This is a genomic window from Bosea vestrisii, assembly GCF_030144325.1.
GTDB classification, from domain to species: Bacteria; Pseudomonadota; Alphaproteobacteria; order Rhizobiales; family Beijerinckiaceae; genus Allobosea; species Allobosea vestrisii_A.
In genome coordinates this window covers 495,453-517,470 of sequence record NZ_CP126307.1, presented here as the reverse complement: position 1 = coordinate 517,470, position 22,018 = coordinate 495,453, and the positions used below count along the sequence as shown (strand labels likewise).

The 22,018-nt window shown below is 66.4% G+C and carries 18 protein-coding genes and 3 pseudogenes; 12 read left to right on the top strand and 9 right to left on the bottom strand.

The genetic code is table 11. The features are described from left to right. Window positions 1-38: 38 nt before the first annotated feature. The 11 genes and pseudogenes from QO058_RS02410 to QO058_RS31335 form a co-directional block, all read left to right on the top strand. A complete protein-coding gene (locus tag QO058_RS02410; protein ID WP_284170146.1) occupies window positions 39-4,088 on the top strand; it encodes an autotransporter domain-containing protein in 4,050 nt (1,349 codons plus the stop codon). Window positions 4,089-4,205: 117 nt separating this feature from the next. Continuing rightward, window positions 4,206-4,871 (top strand): annotated as a pseudogene (locus tag QO058_RS02405) (methylmalonyl-CoA mutase family protein); the annotation flags it as partial. Between the two features lie 516 nt (window positions 4,872-5,387). Further along, window positions 5,388-5,948 (top strand): LacI family DNA-binding transcriptional regulator, encoded by a 561-nt coding sequence (locus tag QO058_RS02400; RefSeq protein ID WP_284170145.1) that lies wholly within the window; start codon window positions 5,388-5,390, stop codon window positions 5,946-5,948. Beyond that, window positions 5,945-6,466 carry a LacI family DNA-binding transcriptional regulator gene (locus QO058_RS02395; RefSeq protein WP_284173076.1) on the top strand — a complete coding sequence of 174 codons (522 nt, stop codon included), beginning with the start codon at window positions 5,945-5,947 and terminating at the stop codon, window positions 6,464-6,466. The genes QO058_RS02400 and QO058_RS02395 overlap by 4 nt, the downstream gene beginning before the upstream one ends. A gap of 51 nt (window positions 6,467-6,517) precedes the next feature. Beyond that, window positions 6,518-7,801, top strand: coding sequence for an ABC transporter substrate-binding protein (locus QO058_RS02390; protein WP_284170144.1), 1,284 nt, complete (start codon window positions 6,518-6,520; stop codon window positions 7,799-7,801). A gap of 13 nt (window positions 7,802-7,814) precedes the next feature. Further along, window positions 7,815-8,759 carry a carbohydrate ABC transporter permease gene (locus tag QO058_RS02385; protein ID WP_284170143.1) on the top strand — a complete coding sequence of 315 codons (945 nt, stop codon included), beginning with the start codon at window positions 7,815-7,817 and terminating at the stop codon, window positions 8,757-8,759. A 10-nt stretch (window positions 8,760-8,769) separates the two neighbouring features. Beyond that, on the top strand, window positions 8,770-9,615 hold the full coding sequence (locus tag QO058_RS02380; RefSeq protein WP_284170142.1) for a carbohydrate ABC transporter permease: 846 nt from the start codon (window positions 8,770-8,772) through the stop codon (window positions 9,613-9,615). A gap of 57 nt (window positions 9,616-9,672) precedes the next feature. Then, entirely contained in the window at window positions 9,673-10,806 is a 1,134-nt protein-coding gene (melA, locus tag QO058_RS02375) for an alpha-galactosidase (protein WP_284170141.1), read from the top strand. A 2-nt stretch (window positions 10,807-10,808) separates the two neighbouring features. Then, window positions 10,809-10,970, top strand: a complete 162-nt coding sequence (locus tag QO058_RS02370; protein ID WP_284170140.1) for a hypothetical protein — start codon at window positions 10,809-10,811, stop codon at window positions 10,968-10,970. A 32-nt stretch (window positions 10,971-11,002) separates the two neighbouring features. Continuing rightward, window positions 11,003-11,274, top strand: a pseudogene (locus tag QO058_RS02365) (Gfo/Idh/MocA family oxidoreductase); the annotation flags it as partial. 18 nt (window positions 11,275-11,292) lie between these two features. Then, a pseudogene (locus tag QO058_RS31335) lies at window positions 11,293-11,585 on the top strand (MucR family transcriptional regulator); the annotation flags it as partial. Here QO058_RS31335 and QO058_RS02355 read toward each other — a convergent pair. Next, window positions 11,512-11,763 carry a hypothetical protein gene (locus QO058_RS02355; protein ID WP_284170139.1) on the bottom strand — a complete coding sequence of 84 codons (252 nt, stop codon included), beginning with the start codon at window positions 11,761-11,763 and terminating at the stop codon, window positions 11,512-11,514. The pseudogene QO058_RS31335 and the gene QO058_RS02355 overlap by 74 nt on opposite strands. A gap of 265 nt (window positions 11,764-12,028) precedes the next feature. Next, entirely contained in the window at window positions 12,029-12,667 is a 639-nt protein-coding gene (locus tag QO058_RS02350; protein WP_284173075.1) for a TetR/AcrR family transcriptional regulator, read from the bottom strand. 96 nt (window positions 12,668-12,763) lie between these two features. On the opposite strand from QO058_RS02350, the gene QO058_RS02345 reads away from it, so the two are divergent. Then, complete coding sequence (locus QO058_RS02345) at window positions 12,764-13,420, top strand: O-methyltransferase (protein ID WP_284170138.1); 657 nt, start codon at window positions 12,764-12,766, stop codon at window positions 13,418-13,420. Window positions 13,421-13,519: 99 nt separating this feature from the next. Here QO058_RS02345 and QO058_RS02340 read toward each other — a convergent pair whose 3' ends face one another. The 7 genes from QO058_RS02340 to QO058_RS02310 form a co-directional block, all read right to left on the bottom strand. After that, the gene (locus QO058_RS02340) at window positions 13,520-15,136 is read right to left on the bottom strand and encodes an isochorismatase family protein (RefSeq protein ID WP_284170137.1); all 1,617 of its coding nucleotides are present in this window, start codon (window positions 15,134-15,136) and stop codon (window positions 13,520-13,522) included. Between the two features lie 14 nt (window positions 15,137-15,150). Then, window positions 15,151-15,999, bottom strand: coding sequence for an MBL fold metallo-hydrolase (locus tag QO058_RS02335; protein ID WP_284170136.1), 849 nt, complete (start codon window positions 15,997-15,999; stop codon window positions 15,151-15,153). A 17-nt stretch (window positions 16,000-16,016) separates the two neighbouring features. Then, window positions 16,017-16,898: an amidohydrolase family protein gene (locus tag QO058_RS02330; RefSeq protein WP_284170135.1), complete on the bottom strand. Its 882-nt coding sequence runs from the start codon at window positions 16,896-16,898 to the stop codon at window positions 16,017-16,019. Next, window positions 16,895-18,010 carry a vWA domain-containing protein gene (locus QO058_RS02325; protein ID WP_284170134.1) on the bottom strand — a complete coding sequence of 372 codons (1,116 nt, stop codon included), beginning with the start codon at window positions 18,008-18,010 and terminating at the stop codon, window positions 16,895-16,897. Before QO058_RS02325 ends, QO058_RS02330 begins: the two co-directional genes overlap by 4 nt. A 309-nt stretch (window positions 18,011-18,319) precedes the next feature. Further along, window positions 18,320-19,204, bottom strand: coding sequence for an AAA family ATPase (locus tag QO058_RS02320; protein WP_284170133.1), 885 nt, complete (start codon window positions 19,202-19,204; stop codon window positions 18,320-18,322). A 4-nt stretch (window positions 19,205-19,208) separates the two neighbouring features. After that, a complete protein-coding gene (locus tag QO058_RS02315; RefSeq protein WP_284170132.1) occupies window positions 19,209-20,252 on the bottom strand; it encodes a xanthine dehydrogenase family protein molybdopterin-binding subunit in 1,044 nt (347 codons plus the stop codon). Between the two features lies 1 nt (window position 20,253). Next, a complete protein-coding gene (locus tag QO058_RS02310; RefSeq protein ID WP_284170131.1) occupies window positions 20,254-22,017 on the bottom strand; it encodes a xanthine dehydrogenase family protein molybdopterin-binding subunit in 1,764 nt (587 codons plus the stop codon). Window position 22,018 lies beyond the last annotated feature (1 nt).

Below are 22,018 nucleotides of genomic sequence, written 5' to 3'. Positions count from 1 at the left end.
ATCCGGGCGCTGTTTCGCGGCGGCGGAAAAACCTGCGCATGACGACCTCCTGGACCTGCCTTTCGCTCGGATTGTCGCTCGGCGCGGGGCTGTTGCTGTTGCCCCACCCGGCTGCTGCGCAGCAGATCACTCAGGGTGGCGGCACTGGTGGTGGCAATAGTGGTGGCATTGGCGCGACCGATGGAGCTGGCGGCATCGCAGGTGGCGGGGGCGGGGCCGGCGGCGGGGCATTTGGATTGACAGGGGCTGGCGGCTCGGCGGCGCAGGCTCCCGGCGGCTCCGCCTCGCCGGGCGGAACCGGAGATAATGGCGCTGGGGGGCGGCGGCGCAGGCGGGCCCCCGGGACGCCCAATGATCTTGCTGCCGGTGGTGGCGGCGGTGGTGGTATCGGCAGTTTTGACTCCGCAAGTCCCGGCGATGGCGGAGCGGGCGGAGCCGGAGGCAGCGGTACTGTCCTCGGTACGACTGGTCCCTTCCAATTTGGCGCAGACCATGGCGGCGGAGCTGGAGCGGCTGGCTTGGCTGGCACGGGTGGCCTGGCTGATAGAGGTGGTAACGGCGGCGGCGCTGGCGGCCTTGTCCTGGCCGGCGCCGGCGCCATGCTCGACACGAGCGGGTTCAACGTGACGGGCGGCTCTGGCGGTGGCGGGAGCCGCGGTGGCGGTGGCGGTGGCGCGGGGCTGGTGCTGCTCGATGGCGGCACGATCACTGTCGCGACCGGAGCGGGTGGCACCAGCGCCATTACCGGCGGACAGGGCGGTGGTGGCGGGGAATCCGGGGACGGCGGCGCCGGGCTGCTCCTGTATAATGGCGGCACCTTGTCCCATCAGGCCGGCACCATCACAGGCGGGGCGGGTGGATCGGGCCAATACGCCGGCCACGGCGGCGCGGGCGTTCTGAGCAATCAGGGCGCCATCGACAACCGGGCCACCATCACCGGCGGCCGCAGCGGCGACGCAAATGCGGGCCATACGGTGCCCGCTCGAAGATCGGGCGGTGCGGGCCTGGAAGCCTGGGGCGGCACCGTTGCCAACACGGCGACCGGCGTCATCTCGGGCGGCGCTGGCGGCAACCAGATCTCGGCCAACCCGGTTTATGCTGCAGGCGCCGGTGGGGCTGGCGTGGTGTTCCGGGACGGCCAGACCGCGAGCCTGAGCAATGCCGGGACGATTTCAGGCGGTACTGGCGGCACGGTCGTTGCCGGCAGCAATTTTGGCCCCGGCGGCGTCGGCATCGTCGGCGCGGCGAGCGGCGGCATCTCGATCATCAATTCCGGATCGATCTCGGGTGGGCTTTCCGGCGACGGCGTGCGCGCCAATGCGGTCGAGCTCTTCGGTAGCGACAATCGTTTCGAGATGTGGGCCGGGTCAGTAACTAACGGCAATGTCGTGGTTGCGCCCGGCGGCACCAACAATGTTCTGGCGCTCGGCGGAGCCACGAATGGCTCTGTCGACCTTTCGAACTTGACGAGTAGCCATACCGGCTTCACGGCTTTCGAAAAGACGGGCACGTCGACCTGGGCGCTGGCGGGAGCCGGCAGCCAGAACTGGACGGTCCGGGAAGGGACGCTCAGCGGCAGCACGGCCAGCATGGCCGGCAACCTGACTTTTGCGACGGGCCCTGGAACGCGCGCCGTCGTTTTCAACCAGGGAAGCGACGGCACCTATTCCGGGACCATCTCGGGCGATGGCAGTTTCACGAAGACGAACACCGGCACCCTCACCCTGGCCGGGGTGCAAAGCTACACCGGAGATACGACGATCTCGGCAGGTACGCTGCGGATGGGTACGGCCAATGCCCTGACCTCTTCTGCCGGTATCATCCTTCAGGGCAGCAGCACCTGGGACCTCAACGGCTACGATCAAACCGTCAAGAGATTGGAAGGAAACGCCCCCGGCACGGCGATCAAACTGGGCGCGGCGATATTGACCATCGACAACAGCGCCTTTTTTGTCTTCAGGGGCGATATTTCCGGCTCGGGCGGTCTGACCAAGACGGGATCGGCCGGTCTCAATATCTTTGGGACCAACACCTATTCCGGCCCAACCAGTGTCGCGGGTGGGACACTGAGAATTGGCCAGGGCGGGTCCATCCTCAACTCGACCGCGATCAACATCTCCAACGGCGCTCGGTTCGTCGTTTTCGAGCCCAACGCCCTGTCATCCACGGGGGCGGTCAGCCTGACGGGGGCCGGTTCGCAGTTTGAGACGCTATTCGACCAGCGGATCGGCTCGCTTGCTGGTGGGGCAGATACGAACGTGATCCTCAGCCCGGGAGTAGTGCTGACAACGGGTGCGAACAACACGAGCACCATCTTCAGCGGCACCATTGGCAGCATTTTCGGTGATGGCTCCCTGACCAAGGTCGGCACTGGCAGCTTCACCCTGAACGGAGTGAACACATACGAGGGCGCGACGCTGGTCAATGCCGGCTCGCTGATCGTGAACGGCTCGATTGCGGCGTCCTCCAGTGTGACGGTTGCGGCCGGCGCGACGCTCGGTGGTGCGGGCGTGGTTCCAACGACGGTGATCAATGGCGGCACGCTGTCGCCCGGCAACTCGCCGGGCACGCTGACTGTGCGGGGAGACCTGACCCTCAACGCGGGCTCGACCTATCTCGCCGAGGTGCAGGGTGCGAATGCCGACCGGGTCGATGTCTCCGGCACGGCTTCGCTGGCGGGAACGTTGCGGATCGTGCCGCTCGGCGGCGCCTATACCTTCTCCTCGCCCTACACGCTGCTCTCGGCGACCGGGGGCCGGACCGGCACCTTCAGCCCGGTCGATACGACAGGCAGCTTTGGCGATGGCGTCACCACGACAGTGAGCTACACGAGCAATGACGTGCAGCTGACGCTGACGCCGAAGCCGCTGACGCCTGTCGATCCACCGGTGATGTCTCCCGGCCCAGGCTTTATCGGGGTGACGGGGCCGAAGAATGCCTACGCCATTGGCAGGGCCATCGACCGAGCGGTGGCGGATGGTGCCGATCCGTCCTCACTGTTCGGGATCTACAATCTGCCGGCGGCATCGATTCCGGCTGCGGTGAACAGCCTGTCGGGCGAGGTGCACACCGCTGCACCTGCAATGGCGAATGCCGCGTCCGACCAGTTCTTGCGGGTGATGCTCGATCCGACGGCCATGGGTCGGCTCGGCGATGCCGGGGCGGCTGGGCCAGGCGCGGCGGCGTTCTCCGGTCTCGCGCGCAAGGGCGCGGATCGACCTGCTGGCCCCTCGCGTCTCGACCTGCCGTTCTATTCGGTCTGGGGCTCGGCCTATGGCTCCCATGGCCGCACCGACGGTAGTGCCTATATCGGCTCGGCCAGGCGCACGATCGACGACGCGCATCTGGCGACGGGCATCGATGTCCGGCTGCAGCCGGGGACGGTCGCGGGTGTCGCGCTTTCGGGCGGCAAGGCGCGGGCTTCGCTGCCGGGCGTGATCGGCAAGGTCGATGCGGAGGTATTCCAGGCAGGCCTCTACGGCGTGACGCAGCTCGGCCCGGTCAGGCTCGGCGCAGCGCTGAGCTACGCCAGACTCGAGAACGACATCCGCCGCAGCATTCCGGTGCTGGGCTCGAGCCTGTCATCCTCCTATGCGACGACAGCGTGGAGCGGGCGGCTGCAGGCAAGCGCCGCGCTGCTGAATTGGAACGGGCTCTCGCTCTCGCCGCTAGCAGCGATCCAGGCGACGCGGGCGCGCAGCCCAGCCCTGATCGAGGCGAACTGGGCAGGAGCCAATGCCGGGGCGCTCGCGCTGGCCAAGCGCGGCGATGTCACCGCCCGCAGCGAGCTCGGCCTGCAGCTTGATGCCGATACCGTGCTCGGCGGTGTTGCCGTCACCGGCTATGTCCGGGTGGCCTGGGCGCACTATTTTCGGCGTGATGCCGACCTGACCGCGAACCTGATCGGACTGCCCGGCGCGAGCTTCACCGCGACTGGCGCCCAAGCCGACCGCAACAGCGCCCTCGTCGGCGTCGGCGCCATGGCCAGGCTCAGCGAGCGCGTCACGCTCGGCCTCAGCCTCGACAGCGAGCTCTCCGCCAATAGCAGCCGCATCGGCGGATCGGCCCAGCTTAGGGTCAGCTTCTAAGGGCAGATGATTTGTAGCAGAGGCTCGGGACGGTCGCCCTTGTGGCGGCCGCAGCCGACGCATGGGGCGGCAATATGTCGACCTCAGGACGTTGAAGACCGACGTCGCTTGAGCCAGGCGGCCCTCACCGCGCTGACCCATGGCGCGCAAGGCAAGGCCAATCTGCTCGACCTTGCGGTCAAGGCGGCGCGGGCGAAGGCGACCGTCGGCGAGATCTCGCTGGCGATGGAGCAGGTCTTCGGGCGCCACCGGGCCGAGATCAAGTCGATCTCGGGCGTCTACAAGCGGGAGGTCGGCGAGATGAACCCTGCGGTGACGCGCGTGCAATTGATGTGCGAGGCCTTCGAGGAGGCGGACGGGCGCCGCCCGCGCATCCTTGTCGCCAAGATGGGCCAGGACGGCCACGACCGCGGCCAGAAGGTGATCGCCTCGGCCTTCGCCGATCTCGGCTTCGACGTCGATATCGGACCGCTCTTCGCCACGCCCGACGAGGCGGCGCGGCAGGGCGTCGAGAACGACGTCCATATCGTCGGCGTCTCGTCGCTGGCTGCCGGCCATTTGACGCTGGTGCCCGAGCTGAAGGCGGCGCTCGCCAAGGCTGGGCGACCCGACATCATGATCGTCGTCGGCGGCGTGATCCCGCCACAGGATTTCGACGCGCTGATCGAGGCCGGCGCCAGCGCGATCTTCCCACCCGGCACCGTCATCGCCGACGCCGCCGAGAAGCTGCTGGAAGAGCTCAACCAGCGCCTCGGCTACGCGCAGAAAAGCGCGGCGGAATAGCAAAGAGGCCGCAATTCATCGCGGGATGTTCGGTCCGGTTCCTGCGGTGCCATTCCTCGCAAGAACTCGCTGTCTTTTGCGACCAGCGTAAATGGCGCCGAGCTCGGAGGGCTCTTCGCGGTCAGCCCCCGTACGCCTCCGGCGGAGCTTTCAATTGCCCACAAGTTCGCGGCCGGTGCATCGATCTGCTCAAGGTCGTCCGGCATAGCCGCCACCCCGGACTAGTCGCCGCGCCGACGATCCAACCGAGGCATTCCGATCTGCTGATTGGCTAGCCTGATCCGGTAGATCGCTCCGTTCTTTAGGGGAGGGGGAGCCGTCGACGATACAGGCATTGATCGGGGCCAAACCTCCACCGATTTGATCGCGCACATCGAACAAGCTGCCCTGTAATGTGCGCCCTGGAATTCTCCGCAGCAGCGAAAGCGCCCATCCCGTAAGCCTTGACAGGAGGGTGAGTTCGCATCTAGCCTCTTCCTAAATCGTGTTAGATAGTAATCTATGGAGGGATGAGCTTTGGCGAAGCGCGCGCTTCCGCTCGAGCGAACCAGTCGCCGCGCCACCAGCGCGGAGGTGGCCAAGCTCGCCGGCGTCTCGCGGACCACTGTCTCCCTCGTTCTCAATGATCGCGGCGGCGAGCTCGGTATCTCGGCCGAGACGCGGGCGCGCGTCGCCGATGCAGCCGCCCGACTGAGCTATCAGCCGAGCCATGCTGCGCGTTCGCTGCGGCGTTGGCGCACCAACGTCATCGCGCTGCTGCTTTATACGCTGGACAGTTTCTACAATGCCGAGATCATCGGCGCCGCCCATGCTGCCGCGCTCGAGCGTGGCTACTCGCTGAACATCATGTCGGCGAAGTTCGACGAGGTGCAGCGGCGGGCCTATGCGCTGCTCTCCGGCGGGGTCGCCGACGGCGTGATCGTCGCTGCTCCCCCCGCCGACCTCGCTGCCGACCTGAAGAAGCTCGCCGACAACGGCATGCCGATCGTGGTCATGCAGCACCACAGCCCCGATCCGGCAATCCAGGCTGTGCGTGTCGACCTGGAGGGGGTGGCTATGTCGCGACTCGCCACCTGATCGATCTCGGCCATCTCCGCATCGCCCATATCGGCAGCACGTCACAGCGCCTGCTGAAGCGCCGCGAGCGCTCGGACGGTTATGCGCGGGCGCTGCAGGAAGCCGGTATCGCCGTGGACCCGCACCTGGTCGCGATGGCGGAGCCAAGTCTCGCCGGCGGTTTCTCGGCAATGGAAGAGCTGCTGGCACAGGACGAACGGCCGAGCGCCGTCTTCGTCTACAGCGACCAGATGGCGATCGGCGTGCTGCATGCGCTGCGCCAGCACGGCGTGCGCGTGCCGGAGGAGATGGCGGTCGTCGGCTTCGACGGCATCGCACTCGGTGGCTTCGTTACGCCGGAACTGACCACGGTCGACTATTCCCGCGCCGATATCGGCCGGCTCGCCGTCGAGGCGGTGATCGGCCGGCTGGAAGGCGAGGCCGAGCCGCCGCCCCGCGAGCAGGTGCTGCCGGTGCGCCTGCTGGTGCGCGAATCCTGCGGCGGCGCTCGCGCCGCTATCGACCGGGAAGGAGCCTGAAAGAGCCTACCGCGTTCCAACGATAAAAAAGACAAAAGGGAGATCGAAACCATGACGACCATCACCAAGCGCAGTTTCCTCAAAACCGGGCTGTGCGCCGGTATCGGCGCCGGGGCCGGCATGTACTGGGGCGCAGCGAGCGCCCAGAAGGCCGCGTCGCTGAGCATGACCTCCTGGGGGTCGCCCGCCGAGGTCGCCGCCTTCAATGCCCTGATCGAGCAGTACAAGGCCCGCAATCCCAACGTCGCCATCAAGCTCGAGGTCGTGCCCAGCGGCCAGTACTACCAGCAGCTCGACACCCGCTTCGCCGGCAAGCAGGCCCCGGACATCTTCCGCGCCCAGTATCAGCGGATCGGGCGCTACGGGCAGAGCGGCGCGGCGATCGACTTGTCGCAATATCTCGATGCCGGGTTCGGCCAGGACTTCCTGCCCTCGGTCTGGCGTGCCTCGACCTTCAAAGGCAAGCCCCACGCCTTGCCGCATCACACCGACACCTTCGCGCTGTTCTACAACGCCGAGATCTTCGAGAAGCTCGGCATCGAGGCGCCCAGGAGCCTCGACAAGAGCTGGAGCTGGCAGAAATTCATCAGCGCCGCCAAGCTGGTGAAGGAGAAGGCCGGCCTGAACTACGCCTTCGCGATGAACTGGCAGAACTCCAACGCCTATCGCTGGCTGATGTATCTCTACCAGCATGGCGGCCAGCTGCTCGACAACGAGCTCAAGGGTCCGCAGGTCAATACGAAGGAGGCGGCAGAGACCGTCGCCTGGACCCAGAGCTGGTTCAAGGATGGGCTCGTTCCGCCCAACACCTCGCTGAAGAGTTCCGAGCCGGTGCAGAACCTGTTCGCCACCGGCAAGATCGCCATGCTGCTGCATGGTGACTGGCAAATCCCCTTCATCCAGGACCAGGCCAAGTTCAAATGGGGCGTCACCTATCTGCCGCGCGATGTCGCGATGGCGGCTGATCTCGGTGGCAACGCCCTGGCGGTCTCGCGTGACAGCAAGAGCCCCGACGTGGCGGCCGACTTCGTCAAGTTCATGGTCGAAGAGGAGTCGATGCGCAGCTTCGTCACCAAGGCGCAGTTCCTGCCGGTGCGCAAATCGCTGAAGGACAAAGGCCTCGTCTATGACATCCGCAACGAGGAGATGAAGGTCTTCCTCGAGCAGTCGGCGACCGTCCCGGAACACCTCGTCAGCACCATCGTCAGGCCGACCTGGGACCGCTTCAACGCCAAGCTGGCCGACGAGCTCGAGCTCGCCTTCACCTCCGGCCAATCGCCCACAGCGACCGTCGCGAACATAGAAAAGCACGTGCGTTCCACGCTGCTGGTCTGACGGCATGGCGATGATGGCGATCGCAGAAAACCTGAGAGGGCCCGCCGCCGGCCGGCCCTCGGCCGCCGATGCTCGGCGCTATTGGCTGCAAGCCAAGCGCAACCAGCTGACGCCCTACATGTTCATCGCACCGAACATGGCGCTGTTCTCGGTCTTCGTCTTCTTCCCGCTGCTCTATGCGCTCTACATCAGCCTGCGAGAATGGAGCCTGATCGACACGCCGCGCTATATCGGGCTGGAGAACTACGTCCGACTGGCCAATGACGCGCTGTTCTGGCAGTCGCTGCGCAACACGCTGGTCTTCTCCGTCGCGACCGTGCCGATGAGCCTTGCGATTGGCCTCCTGCTGGCGGTGGCGCTGAACCGCGACCTCGTCGGCCGCACCCTGCTCCGTAGCATCTACTTCCTGCCGGTGGTGATCTCGAACGTCGCCACGGCGGTGATCGCAGCCTGGCTCTTCAACGACAATTACGGCGTCATCAACACGCTGCTGCAACGGATCGGCCTCGGCCCCGTCGCCTGGCTGTCCTCACCGCGTTGGGCGCTATTCTCGCTGATCGTCACCACGCTCTGGGTTCGCATCGGCTTTTGCATGGTGGTCTATCTCGCCGCGCTGCAATCGATCTCGCCGACCTATTACGACGCCGCCAAGATGGACGGCGCCACCCGCTGGCAGCAATTCCGCTACATCACCTGGCCGCTGCTCAGGCCGGCGACCTTCCTGCTGCTGATCCTCGGCGTGATCTACTCGTTCCAGGTCTTCGACCTGATCTACGTCATGACCGGTGGCGGCCCCGGTTTCTCGACGACGATGATCGTCCAGTACATCTACCAGGCCGCCTTCGTCAGTTCGGAGATGGGCTATGCCAGCGCCATGGGCATGGTTCTGTTCGTGATGATCCTGCTCTTCACCCTGATGCAATGGCGGGTGAACCGGCGGGTCGAGGACGTCGCATGAGGAGGCAGCCATGATAGCGGGATCGAGCGACCGCGCCTGGAGCCGACGCCTGGAGAGTTCCGGCATCTGGCTCCTGCTGGTGGCGGGAGCCGGGATCATGTTCTTCCCGGTCTACTGGATGTTCGCGACTGCGGTGCGGCCGAAGGACGAGGTCTTCAGCGGCGCTGCCGGGCTGATCCCGTCGAGCTTCGTCTGGCAGAACTTCGCCGACGCGATCGGGCGGGTGCCGTTCCTGAATTGGGCGGCGAACTCGTTGGTCATCACCGTGGTCGCGGTGGTGATCACCGTGACGATCAACCTGCTGTGCGGCTATGCCTTCGCCAAGTTCCGCTTCGCCGGCCGCGACATCCTCTTCCTTGCGGTGCTGTCGGCGCTGATGATCCCGTTCCAGGTCATCATCGTGCCGCTCTTCCTGGTGGTCTCCGAGCTTGGCCTGCTCAGCGACTACTGGGGCGTGATCCTGCCGCGCGCGGCCGAGGCCTTCGGCATCTTCATGGTGCGCCAGTTCATGGTCTCGATCCCCGATGAACTGCTCGAGGCGGCGCGTATCGACGGCGCCAGCGAGTTGAAGATATTCTTCAAGATCGTCGTGCCGCTCTCGAAGCCGATCATCGCCGTGCTGGTGATCTTTACCTTCATGTGGCGCTGGAACGACTTCGCCCTGCCGCTGGTGATAATGATGAAGCAGGAGATGTACACCGTGCAGCTCGGCCTCAACCTCCTGCGCGGCCAGTTCAACACCGAGTGGACGATGATCATGGCGATCGCACTGCTTTCGCTGGTGCCGATGCTGATCATCTTCACCTTCTTCCAGCGCTATTTCGTCCAGGGCATCTCTGGCTCGGGCCTCAAGTGACCGGCTCGCGCATGGGCGCGGGCCAACCAGCATCGACGTTTCGAAAGGGAAAGACCGGTGGTCAAGATTGCCATGATGGGCGCGGGCAGCGCCGTCTTCGTCAAGAACCTGTTGACCGACATCCTGAACTTCACCGAGCTCGGCCGCATCGTGATCTCGCTGCACGACATCGATCCCGAGCGGCTCGAGACCGGTGGCATGATGGCGCGCTGGACCGCCCAGCAATTCGGCGCCGATGCGGTGATCGAGGAGCATCTCGATCGCCGGCGCGCGCTCGAGGGCTGCGACTTTGTCATCAACATGGTCCAGATCGGCATGCACGAGGCGACTTTGCTCGACTTCGACATCCCGCGGAAATACGGGTTGAAGCAGACGATCGCCGACACGGTCGGCATAGGCGGCATCTTCCGGGGCCTGCGCACCATCCCCTTCATGCTCAACCTCGTCGCCGACATGCGCGAGCTCTGCCCCGACGCCGTCCTGCTGAACTACACCAACCCGATGAGCATCCTGACCTGGGCGGTCTACAAGGCCTATCCCGAGCAGCGGGTCGTCGGTCTTTGCCACAACGTCCAGCACACGGCGCGCGATCTTGCGAGCTATCTCGGCGTCGAGCAGTCGCGGCTGAGCTATGACTGTGCCGGCATCAACCACATGACCTGGTTCCTCAAGCTCCAGATTGATGGCAAGGACGCCTATCCGGCGCTACGCAAGGCGATGGCCGATCCGGAGATCTACGCCAGGGACAAGGTCCGCTTCGAGCTGATGCGGACGCTCGGCTGGTTCGTCAGCGAATCCAGCGAGCACAATGCCGAATACACCCCGTATTTCCTGCGCCGCGACGACCAGATCGCCGAATACGACGTGCCGGTCGATGAATATGTCCGCCGCAGCGTCCGCAATCTCGGCCGCTATACCGAGACGCGCCGCAAGCTCCTGGCCGGCGAAGCCTTCCCGCTGGAACGCAGCGACGAGTACGGCTCCCTGATCATCCGCGCCATGGTGACCGGCGAGCCGACCGTGATCTACGGCAATGTCGAGAACACCCGGCTGATCGACAACCTGCCCGAGGGTTGCTGCGTCGAGGTGCCGGTCATCGTCGATCGCAACGGCCTGCGCCCCTGCCATGCCGGCACGCTGCCGCCGGAGTTGGCGGCGCATTGCGCCCCCATGTCTTCGTCCAGGATCTGACGGTGCGCGCGGCGCTCGATGGCGACCGCGAGCGCGTCCACCGGGCCGCGGCGCTCGACCGCCATGCGGCGAGCGTGCTGTCGCTGCAGGAGACGCGGCGCATGGTCGACGAGCTCATCGCCGCCCATGGCGATGCCCTGCCGAAATGGAAGGATGCAGCCTGAGCTTCGCAGGCCGCCTCGTAGGTATCCAGCCGATGTCGCCAACCCGTCTCGCTATAGTCGGTCTGGGCAAGATCGCCCGCGATTAGCGTGTTCCGGCCATCGCGGCGACGGCCGGCATCGAACTGGCGGCGATCGCCAGTCGCAACGCCAGCCCCGAAGCGATCGCGCACTACGCGACGCTGGAGGAGTTGCTGGCGCAGGCGCCCGAGATCGACGCCTTCGCCTGTGCACGCCGCCCCTGCCGCGCCGGGGGCAAGGCCATGGCGGCCTCGCGGCGGGCAAGCATGTCCTTCTGGAGCGACCGCGCTTCCGGCTTGTGCCCGTGAGAAGGGCCTATGACATGTCGCCGGATCAATATCGTGCAGGTCGGAATCTGCCGGCTGACTATCCGATGATTGCGCCGCTTGTGCAGAGGCTCGCTCGACGTTGGCCAAGAAAATGGGCCTTGGCCAACAGCGGAGGAAGACGCCATCGCGCGCAAGGCGGCCAAGGCCAGCTGACCGTCATGTCCTACGAACAAACCGCGACGCTACAGAGGGCTTCATTCTGCGGCTACGACGCGAAGGGGCGTTCGATAGGGCTCGACGCGCAGAACCCCTTGAGCCTGCACACTGATCTTGCCCCACGGAGCTTGCTCAAGTTCGCCGTCCTTTGCTTTGCGAACCGCATAGCGCCAGACGGTCAGCGAACCACGCTCGCCCAGGGCCTTGCTGATTGCCGTGGCATCGGCCGTCAGCGAGGTATCTTCTTTTGTGAGCGCCACGACAGTCTCATCCTTCTCGGTCACGACCATGAAGAGCTTGGCGGCCTGCTCGGCTGCGAGCGCCGGGCCGCCAGCGACGACGAGAACGACTGCTGCGAGGGTGGCGTCGAGCGCACTTGCCGTGCTCGAATGCAGGGTGCGGGGTCTCTGGACGTTGTGGGGTGTTGCAGGTGCGATGTTGATCGGCGTAGCGGTGCTGGTCGGGTTGCCTGCCCGATAAGCGCGCCCATCATGACGATAGAGAATGACGGACTGCTCAAAACCGTAGGCGCGCTGCCCGTTCCGATCGCCGTGCTCATCCGCGGCCTTGCCCTAAATGGCGCAGATAGGCGCAAAACATGTCGGCGAGAGCGTCGGAATAGGCCTGGATTTCGGCATCGGTCCTCGCCGTTGCCGAGAACTGCTTGCCGACGGCGCTCAGCGTCATGGTGATCAGATCCTTGGCCAGCATGCGTTCCCCTGCCGACGCAGCTGGCAGCGCAGCTGTCATGAACGTCTCGAAAAGCCGGCTGCCAGCCGCGCGGGCCTCCTTCGCTTCAGGCGCGTCACGGTAGAGCGGGGCCGCATCGCTGAGCGCGACGCGCACTGTGGCCTCGTCGCATTCGGACCGGATGAAGGCATGGACCAGCATTCTCAGGCGGGCGAGCGGCGGCTTGGTGGCATCGCCGAGGATACCGGTCAGCATCGCGTTGGTCTGCCGCCATTCGTCGCTCTGCAGCCGGAACAGGATGGCCGCCTTGTTCGGGAAATACTGGTAGAGCGAGCCGACGCTGACGCCGGCCCTCTCGGCCACGCGGGCCGTGGTGAAGCGCTGAGCACCTTCCTGCGCCAGAACCTGAACAGCGGCTTCCAATATGGCCGAGACCAGCTCCGCTGAGCGCGTCTGTTTCGGCGTTTTTCGCGAGGAAATTCGGGAGGTTGGCTGATCGGCCACATCGTGCTCCGGCAATGCGAATAGGAAACGCGACGAATTATTCGTATTTTCTACTCCGAGACAAGAACCCACCGCCTTCCGATCGGAGCAAATCCCATGACGACCCTGGCAACGGCGCCGCTCGCGCCTCTTCTGGACCACCTTTTCGAGCAGGCGAGCGCGGCTCCCAGCCCTGCGCTTCCGGACTTCTCTCGCGAGGAACGCGAGCGCCTGATGCGCAGCAAGACCGAGTATCTCGACCTCTATGGCCGCCTGAAGGATCTCTGGCTTCCGGTTTCGCGGGAGACGGGCGTGTTGCTCTACATGCTGGCGCGCAGCAGCCGGGCCCGGACGATCGTCGAGTTCGGCACCTCCTTCGGCATCTCTACCCTGCACCTCGCCGCGGCCCTGCGGGACAATGGCGGCGGACGATTGATCACCACCGAGTTCGAGCCCGCCAAGGTGGCGCGGGCTCGCGAGCACCTCAACGCCGGCGGCCTCGCCGACCTCGTCGAGATCAGGCAGGGCGATGCGCTGAAGACGCTCGGTGCAGGTCTTCCTGAAACGATCGATCTGCTGCTGCTGGACGGCGCCAAGTCGCTTTACCCTGATGTCCTCGACCTGGTGGAGGGCGCCCTCCGTCCTGGTTCGCTCGTCGTCGCGGACAACGCCGATGACTGCCCGGAATACTTGCAGCGGGTGCGCGCACCCGGCAGCGGCTACCTGTCCGTCCCCTTTGCCGAGGACGTCGAATTGTCCATGCGCATCGGCTGATGCGCGAGGCCGGTCTTGTCCGATCGGTGCGGAGACCATGCCGGGCGCGCCATCACACGGCCCGAGTTCCGCACTGCCGGTCATGCGACGCTTGAGCGCTCACGCACCGGTCGCGGCGATGACGGCGTCGACATCGGTGACGACGCCGACATTCTGCAGCGCGTAGTTGACAGACGCGGTGTGCCATTCGGCGTTCATCGTCGAGCAGGCATCCTCCGGCACCACCATGAAATAGCCTTTGTCGGCGCCGGTGCGGGCGGTGTGCTCGATCGACATGTTGGTCCAGGCACCGGTGACGATGACGATGTCGCGGCCGCGCGCCTTGAGTACGGTTTCGAGCCGCGTGCCTTCCCAGGCGCTCATGCGCTGCTTCTCGACGATATGGTCGCCGCTCTGCGCCTCGAGGCCCGGCACGGGCGCTGCGCCCCAACTGCCGCGCACCAGCGCCTTGGCATCGGCCAGGCCTTCGAACAATGGCGCGTTCATGGTGACGCCGGGCGCGCCGGCCTCGACGACAAACCAGACATGGATCACCGGAATGCCGCGCGCCCGCGCCACCTGCGCCAGCCGCGCGCCATTGGCGATCGCGTTCTGCTGCCGGCAATGCTCCGGCGAGCCCGAGCTGGCAAAGGCGCCGCCCTCCATGACGACGTCGTTCTGCATGTCCTGGATGATCAGGGCGCAGCGCGACGGATCGAGCCGGTAGCCGGATGCGGCCTTCTTCGTGCCGTTTGCCGAGACGGAGGCAGCGGGGCTGGCGTCGGCGAGTGGGCGCTCCGCCGCGGCGCTGCGGCCCAGTTGCTGGGCGGCCGCCTTCATGTAGGGCTCACGGCGCGGCCCGACCTTGGTCTCGACAGCGTAGAGCGAATGGCTCGCGGTGAGGAAGAGCGTGCGCCAGTCCGCCCCGCCCCAGGTGAGGTTGCCGACGAGCTCGGGCACGCGCAGCTTGCCGATCAGCTCGCCCTTGATCGAATAGACCCAGACGCCGCCCGGTCCGGTGACCCAGATATTGCCCTGCGCATCGCATTTCATCCCGTCGGGGACGCCGGGCTCGGAGCCGACGATGCCGGAGGCGAAGATGCGGCCGGGGCCGAGCCGGCCATCCGGCTTGACGTCGAAGACGCGGATATTGTGCTGGACGGTGTCGTTGACGAAGAGCCGGTCCTCGCTCGGGCAGAAGCAGAGCCCGTTTGGCTGGTCGAAGAGATAGCGGTCGACCAGGGGCTGCGGCGCTCCACCCTCTGGCGGAACGCGGTAGACCCCCTGAAAGCCGAGCTGGCGCGGCCGCTCGACGCCAAAGACCGGCATGCGGCCATACCAGGGATCGGAAAAATAGATCGCCCCGTCCGACTTCACGACGACGTCGTTGGGGCTGTTGAGCTCCATGCCCTCGAAATGCGAGGCGATGGTCTCGTGCTGCCCGTCCGGCCGCTCGCGCACCAGCGCCGAGGTCGCGTGCTCGCAGACGATGAGGTCGAGCGCGGCGTCATAGGTCATGCCGTTGCACTTGTTCGCCGGCCGCCTGACCTCGCGGACGCCGCTTTTGTCCCAGCGGCGGCGGACATCGCCCGGCATGTCCGAGAACAGCAGGTGCTGCTCGTGCGGATGCCAGATTGGGCCCTCGCCGAACTCGAAGCCCGTGCCGAGCTGGCGCACCGGCGCCCAGAGGTCGATCAGGTCGGCGAAGCCGGGCTGGACGGCGAGATGCGTGGTCATGCTGGCGGGCCCCGTCAGGCCGCGAACCAGTTTCGCGCCGGCAGCGACTGCACCACCGGGCCGGGCACGGCCATGTCCATGCGGCCGACGACCTGGCCATGGGCGATCTTGGCCGGCTTGTCGTGCACCGGCAGCAGGAACGCACCGGCCGAGAGCAGCTTCTTGATCGCCGCCTTCTCCTCGCGCTTGGAGACACCGTGATTGCCGGTGGTGCGCGGCTCGTTGGCGTGGAGCTCGTGGAAGGGCGTGACGATCTGGTCGTTGAAGTCGTAGATCACGTCGCCGCAGATGATGGCGCGGCCCTCATTGGTGTCGACATGGACGTTCATCGAGCCTTCGGTGTGGGCGCCGGCGGCTTCGAGATAGCAGCCGGGGAAGAGCTCGATCATCCCCGAGAGTTCGAGATCCTCGAAGCGCAGCGCGTCGCGCGTATGGAGCCGGTCGATCAGGTGCTTGATGTCGGGCGCCGGATATTGCGGGTGCATCAGCCCGGAGACGGAGTATTCGAGCTCGCGCCGGTTGACGAGCACCGTGGTGTTCATCGGGAAGAGCTCGTCCTTGCCGGCATGGTCGATATGGAGATGGGTGTGCATGACATAGCGCACATCGCCCATCCGCACGCCGTGCCTCGAGAGCTGGTTCTCGATCATGTTTTCATGGAACTGGAGGCCGCGCATACCGAGGCTCTCCATGATCTGGTTGTGGCGGTAGCCGGTATCGACCACGACCGGCCAGGGACCGCCGAGGATCAGGAAGCCATAGGTCGGCACGCGCCTTGTGCGGCCGCAATCGCGGCCGAGAACGAGGAAGCTCGATTCCAGCTCGATATCGCCATAGTCGAGGATCTTGATTTCGAGGGCCATGAACGTCCTCCCCTTGATTATTGGTCGAGGCGGTAGACCCGCCTTGCAGTCTCATTGAACACGGCGGCCTGCGCCGTTTCGGGCACGGCGGCGCGATGCGCCTCGATCAGCTCGGCGTAGGTCGTCCAGAGCTTCTCGATCGGGAAATTGGAGCCGAACAGGCAGCGCGCGGCGCCGAACAGGCTGAGCGTCTCGCCGGCGATGAAGGCAATTGTCTCGGGATCGTTGCGGCGGAGGAAAGTGCCGAGACCCGACAGCTTGCTGGCGATGTTGGGCTGGCCTGCGAGCAGATTCATGCCCGCTTGCCAGGCGGCGATGCCTTCTGGGGAAAGGTTCTCCAGCATGCCGGCATGCTGGAGCACGAAGGTCACGCCCGGGCAGGCGGCGGCGAGCTCGGCGGCGCCCGCCATCTGACCGGCGAAGACCTGGAGGTCGAAGCTGAAGCCGTACTCCGCCAGCCGCCCGACATTGGCGATCAGCCGCGGATCGCGCGCGAGGTCAGGCCCGCTGGCGAAGCGGTAGAGCGTGTTCTCGTGCCAGTGCAATTGCATGCGCACGCCGCGCACACGGGCGTTGCGCGCAAGCTGGTCGAGCTGTGGGCGGACATCGCCGGCGAGCATGTCGGCATAGGCGACGATGGCGATCGGGAAACCGGCTTCCTCCGAGGCCTGCGAGACGTAAGTCACCTCGTCGAGATAGCGCTCGACCGCCCAATTGGCCTGGACATAGACGGCTTCGGTCACGCCTGCCGGGCGGCAATCGCCGAGATATTCGGTGATCGGGTAATCGCGCCGGATCGGCTCGTAAGGCCCGAAGATGCGCGGTTGCATCGGGCCGAGCAGCCAAGGCAGGTCGGCCTGCCGCCAGATGTGGAAATGGGAATCGATGATGCCGATCATGCGGCTAGCGAGCCTCCGAGTGACAGGATGTGCCGGCAAATCCGCGCCGTGCTGGCGCCATCCGAGAGGCTGGCGAGGCGCGGCGCGATCAGCCGAAGCGCTTCGGTCTCGGGCCGGTAGCCGGGATCGGCGGCGAGCGGCGTCAGCCAGTCGATGCGATGGGCGCGCTGTGCCAGCCGAGCGACGGCGCCGACCAGAGCCGATGGATCGCCGCGTTCGAGACCATCCGAAAGCACGACGACGACCGCGCCACGGGCGTAGGGCGCGAAGCGGGGCACGGCGAGGAAGGCCTGCAGCGCATCGCCGATGCGCGTGCCGCCATCCCAGTCGGCGACGAGGCCGGAGGCTTCGGCCAGCGCCTGCTCGCGCCGCTTGCGCCGCAGCGCCCGCGTGACGCGGGTGAGGCGGGTACCGAAGGTGAAGACCTCGACCCGCTGCGTCGCTTGCACGATCGTATGCGCCAGCGCGAGATTGGCGTCGCTGCGCTGCTTCATCGAGCCTGAGACATCGATCAGCAGCAGGATCGGTCGCGGCCGCGTCACCCGCCGGAGCCGCTTCAGGCTCATCACCTCGCCGTCATGACGGATCGCGTCCTTGAGGCTGCGGGCGAGGTCGACCATCGGTCCGCGCCGCGCCGTGCGATGACGATAGCCGCGGCGGCGGGGCAGGGCGGCCGGCAGCGCCCGGCCGAAACGGCGCAAGGTCTCGCTGTCGTCGAGCGTCTTCAGCTGCCGGATCGACAGGGCCTCGGCGCCGGTCGCGACCTGGCCGGTCTCGTTGGCTTCCTCGCCGATCAGCACCTCGCGCGAGCCGGTGTCCTCCTGGACGGAGATGTCCTCGTCAGGGGCGAAGTCGTCATCGCCTGGTTCGGCGAATGCGCCACCGAGGAAATGCATGTCGAACAGCGCGTCGAAGCGTTCGCGCTGTTCGGGATGGGGGCTAAGCGTCGCGATCGCCGCCTTGCGGATATCAGCGATGCTGCGCGGACCGAGCAGCTTGATCGCCATCAAAAAGCTGGTCGCCTGCTCTGGGGCAGCCGCGATACCGTGCTCGCGCAGCAGCGCCGGGAAGGCGACGAAGAGCCTGATGGCGGCGGGGAGTGGCGCGATCATGGCGCGTACCTCCTTTCTCCATTTGCGAAAGGCGGAGAGGCGCGGAGAACCCCTCCCCCTTGTGGGGAGGGGCAGGGGTGGGGGGCGGAAAGTCGGGGCAAATTCGCTGGGAAATAGACAGATCCGCTTTTACGAGTTGTCTTGTACCCGGTCGTTCGCCCCCATCCCTAACCCTTCCCCACAAGGGGGAAGGGAACGCGTTTGCAGCGTCCGTCATTGCGAGGCGCGAAGCGATGAAGCAATCCGGGGGCGGCAGGGCTCCACGTCCCCCTTGATTGCTTCGCTTCGCTCGCAATGACGTTGAAATCCTCATGCCGCCAGCCCCGGGATGAAGAGCGGCAGGCGCGGCCGCAGATGGACGAGGTCTTCCTCGTCCTTGATCGCGGCGCCGAGCGAGCGGCGGAAGGCCTCCGGCCAGGGTGCGCCGGTCTGCGCGAGCGCCGTCGCGGCCTCGGCCCAGTCGACTGCCTCGGCGACGCCCGGTGGCTTGGCGAGCGGCTCCTGCCGCAACAATCCGACGGCCTGGACGACGGCCCGCGCCGTGCTCTCGGCGACGGCGGAGGAGCGCAGCATGATGATCTGCGCCTCGCGCTCCGGCTCGGGATAGGCGATATAGTGGTAGACGCAGCGGCGCCTGAGCGCCTCGTGCAGCTCGCGCGTCCGGTTCGAGGTCAGGATCACGACCGGCCGCTCGGCGGCGCGCAACGTGCCGCGCTCGGGGATCGAGATCGAGAAATCCGAGAGGAATTCGAGCAGGAAGGCCTCGAATTCATGGTCGGAGCGGTCGATCTCGTCGATCAGCAGCACGGTCGATTCCGGCCGCCGTAGCGTCGTCAGCATCGGCCGCTCAATCAGGAAGTCGTCGCGGTAGATGTCGAGCTGCTCGCCTTCCTTCGCCTGGCGGATGGCGAGCATCTGGCGCGGATAGTTCCACTCATAGAGGGCAGCCGCCGCGTCGATGCCTTCGAAACACTGGAGACGAATGAGCTGGCGCCCGAGAATGCCGGCGAGCGCTTTCGCCGCCTCGGTCTTGCCGACGCCGGGCGCGCCTTCGAGCAGCAGCGGCTTGCCGAGCGCGAGCGAGAGGTAGCCGGCCGTGGCGATGCCGTCATCGGCGAGATACATCGCCGCCTGCAGGGCCTCGGCGAGGTCCTCCGGGCTCGAAATGCCAGCGACGGTCGTCCTCAGCGCCATGCCGTCACCGCCAGTTCACCGGGCCGCCGCGACGAGGCCCCGGTTTGACGCCGCCATTGGCCCGGATAGCCCGCAGGATCTTCTCCGGCGTGATCGGCAATTCGTCGACCCGGACGCCGATGGCGTTGTAGACGGCATTGGCGACCGCCGGCAGCACCGGATTGGCGCACATCTCGCCCGGGCCCTTGCCGCCAAACGGGCCGTCCGGCGCCGGTCGCTCCAGCACGGTGACGTGATAGGGCGCGATGTCGCCCGGTCCCGGCATCAAATATTCGTTGAAGTCGCGCGGGCCGTGCTCGGGATTGGGATAGTACGGCTCCGGCGTCTCATAGAGCGCGTGGCTGATCCCCATCCAGGCGCCGCCGACGAGCTGCTGCTCGACCATGCGCGGGTTGATGACGCGGCCGAGCTCGTAGGCGCTGGTCATCCTGAGCACCTCGACCTCGCCGGTCTCGTCATCGACGGCGACATCGGCGACGAGGCAGGCATGGGCGAAGGCGGTGTTCGGGTTCATCTCGCCGGTCTCGGCATCGACGGCCGAGAGCGGAATCAGGAAGATGCCGCGCCCGGCGATGGTCTTGCCCTGCTTGAACTGCGCCGCCTGCGCCGTCGCCTTGACCGTGATGCTGCGCGAGGGCGCGCCGCGGACATGGATGTTGCCGAGCCCGTCGGTGACGAGGTCGGCGGCGTTGACCTCGAGCTCCTCGGCTGCGGCTTCGAGCAGCACGCCGCGCGCCTCGCGGGCGGCGACGATGATGGCGTTGCCCATGCGATGGGTGCCGCGCGAGGCGAAGGAGCCCATGTCGTGCGGGCCGGTGTCGCTGTCGGCGGTGTCGACATAGACGTCCTCGACGGGAACGCCGAGCGTCTCGGCCGCGATCTGGCGCGAGACCTGCTTCATGCCCTGGCCGAGATCGATCGCCGAGAGCGCGACGGTGAATTTGCCGTCCGGGTTGGAGTGGATCAGGGCCTGGCTCGGATCGCCGCCGAGATTCATGCCGATCGGGTAGTTGACCGAGGCCATGCCCCTGCCTTCGTGACGGGCCATGTCAGCGCCTCCTCGTGCCGAAGACGGAAGAGAACCGCACCGCGCCGTGCTGCGTCTGCGCCGGCGCAGCCGGCGGCGGGGCAGCGGGAGCGGGCGGCGGCTGGTAGGCGGGCGGTGCCGGATGCGAACCGGCCGGCTGGTAGGATGGCGGCGGCGCTGGCTGATAGGGGGAAGGCGGTACCCCGGTCGCTGGCCGTGGCGGCTCGTAGCGCGGCACCTGCGTCGGCGTCGCGCGCCCGTCGCGAGCGCCTTCCATCACCGGCTGCTTGCTCGGCGCGATCCGGGTCGTGCCGGCGGGCAGAACCTGCGTCACGGGCCCGCTGCGCGTGTCGGGCCGGCCGATCTGGCCGCGGGCGTCGAGCTGGGTCGCCGGGATCTGCGCGCGCTCGCCGGCGCCGCCGCCGATCAGCGAGGACGCCCGCTTCGCCTGCTCGGATAGTGGCCAGTTCGCCTTCCCGGCCGCGACCTGCACGCATTCGACCAGCGCCGTGTTCTTGGCGGCGCGCCGATGCGGTTTCATATCGCCATCGCGATAGGCGTTGAGGATGCGCAGCTCCATCGGGTCCATGTTCGCGGCTTCGGCAAGGCGATCCATCTGGACCTCGAGCGCGAAATCGACCGCGGTGACGCCGAAGCCGCGCATGGCGGTAGACGGGCAGCGATTGGTATAGGCGACATAGATGTCGGAGGTGACGTTCGGGATCCAGTACGGTCCCGGCACATGCGCCGTGCATTTGATCGCCGCGTAGCTCGACAGGCGAGTATAGGCGCCGGCGTCGAAATAGCTGCGGATATGGCGGGCGACGATCCGCCCGTCGCGCATCAATCCGTCCTTGATGTAGATGCGCTCGGCGCCGCGCGGCGAGCCGTAGAGCATCTCCTCCTCGCGATCGAGGACGAAGCGCACCGGCCGGCCGGTCAGCATGGCGCCGAGCACGGCGAGCGGCTCGGTCAGGGAGTCGACCTTGCCGCCGAAGCCGCCACCAACGGTGCCGCCGATGAAATGCAGCTGGTTCGACTCGACATTGACGATCTTGGCAGTCGTTCCCAGCGCGAAGAACAGGCCCTGGGCGCAGGAGTGCACGACGAAGCGGCCATTCTGCTCGGGCGCGGCGATCGAGCCATTGGTCTCGGTCGGCGCATGCTCGATCGGGGACATCTGGTAGCGATGCTCCATCACGATGTCGGCGCCGGAAAAACCGCGCTCGACATCGCCGAAGCGCAGCTTCTGATGGTCGAAGCGCTCGTGATATTCGAAGTAGTTGCCGGGATAGGTCTCGTTGACCACCGGCGCGCCGGCTTTCAGAGTCTCCTCGACGTCGAACACCGCCGGCAGCGGATCGTAGTCGATCCGGACGAGTTTGCAGGCGGCCTGCGCCTGCGCCTCGCTGTCGGCGAGGATCGCCACGACCGGCTCGCCCTTGTAGCAGACCTTGTTCACCGCCAGCGAAGGCTCGTCGTCCTTGCCGAAATTGATCAGGCTGAGCAGCGTGTTCTTGTTCACGGGCACATCGGCGCCGCGCAGCACACGCTTGACGCCGGGTGCACGCTCGGCGGCCGAGACGTCGATCGAACGAATGCGGGCATGATGATGCGGGCTGCGTACCACCTTGAGATGCAGCATGCCGTCGAAGGCGTGGTCGTCGAAGAAGCGGGTGCGTGCCGTGACATGGCCGGGCATATCCTGGCGCTGCACGCCTTTGCCGACGACGTTGAGATTGTCGTCGCGCTCGTCGGCGAACAGGTCCTTGCGCATCTCGAGCATG

Coding starts and splice junctions, on each gene's coding strand:
- QO058_RS02410 (WP_284170146.1), top strand. CDS start 39: ATGACGACCTCCTGGACCTGCCTTTCGCTCGGATTGTCGCTCGGCGCG.
- QO058_RS02390 (WP_284170144.1), top strand. CDS start 6,518: ATGACGACCATCACCAAGCGCAGTTTCCTCAAAACCGGGCTGTGCGCC.
- QO058_RS02385 (WP_284170143.1), top strand. CDS start 7,815: ATGGCGATCGCAGAAAACCTGAGAGGGCCCGCCGCCGGCCGGCCCTCG.
- QO058_RS02380 (WP_284170142.1), top strand. CDS start 8,770: ATGATAGCGGGATCGAGCGACCGCGCCTGGAGCCGACGCCTGGAGAGT.
- QO058_RS02355 (WP_284170139.1), bottom strand. CDS start 11,763: ATGGTCGTGACCGAGAAGGATGAGACTGTCGTGGCGCTCACAAAAGAA.
- QO058_RS02345 (WP_284170138.1), top strand. CDS start 12,764: ATGACGACCCTGGCAACGGCGCCGCTCGCGCCTCTTCTGGACCACCTT.
- QO058_RS02340 (WP_284170137.1), bottom strand. CDS start 15,136: ATGACCACGCATCTCGCCGTCCAGCCCGGCTTCGCCGACCTGATCGAC.
- QO058_RS02335 (WP_284170136.1), bottom strand. CDS start 15,999: ATGGCCCTCGAAATCAAGATCCTCGACTATGGCGATATCGAGCTGGAA.
- QO058_RS02330 (WP_284170135.1), bottom strand. CDS start 16,898: ATGATCGGCATCATCGATTCCCATTTCCACATCTGGCGGCAGGCCGAC.
- QO058_RS02325 (WP_284170134.1), bottom strand. CDS start 18,010: ATGATCGCGCCACTCCCCGCCGCCATCAGGCTCTTCGTCGCCTTCCCG.
- QO058_RS02320 (WP_284170133.1), bottom strand. CDS start 19,204: ATGGCGCTGAGGACGACCGTCGCTGGCATTTCGAGCCCGGAGGACCTC.
- QO058_RS02315 (WP_284170132.1), bottom strand. CDS start 20,252: ATGGCCCGTCACGAAGGCAGGGGCATGGCCTCGGTCAACTACCCGATC.
- QO058_RS02310 (WP_284170131.1), bottom strand. CDS start 22,017: ATGCTCGAGATGCGCAAGGACCTGTTCGCCGACGAGCGCGACGACAAT.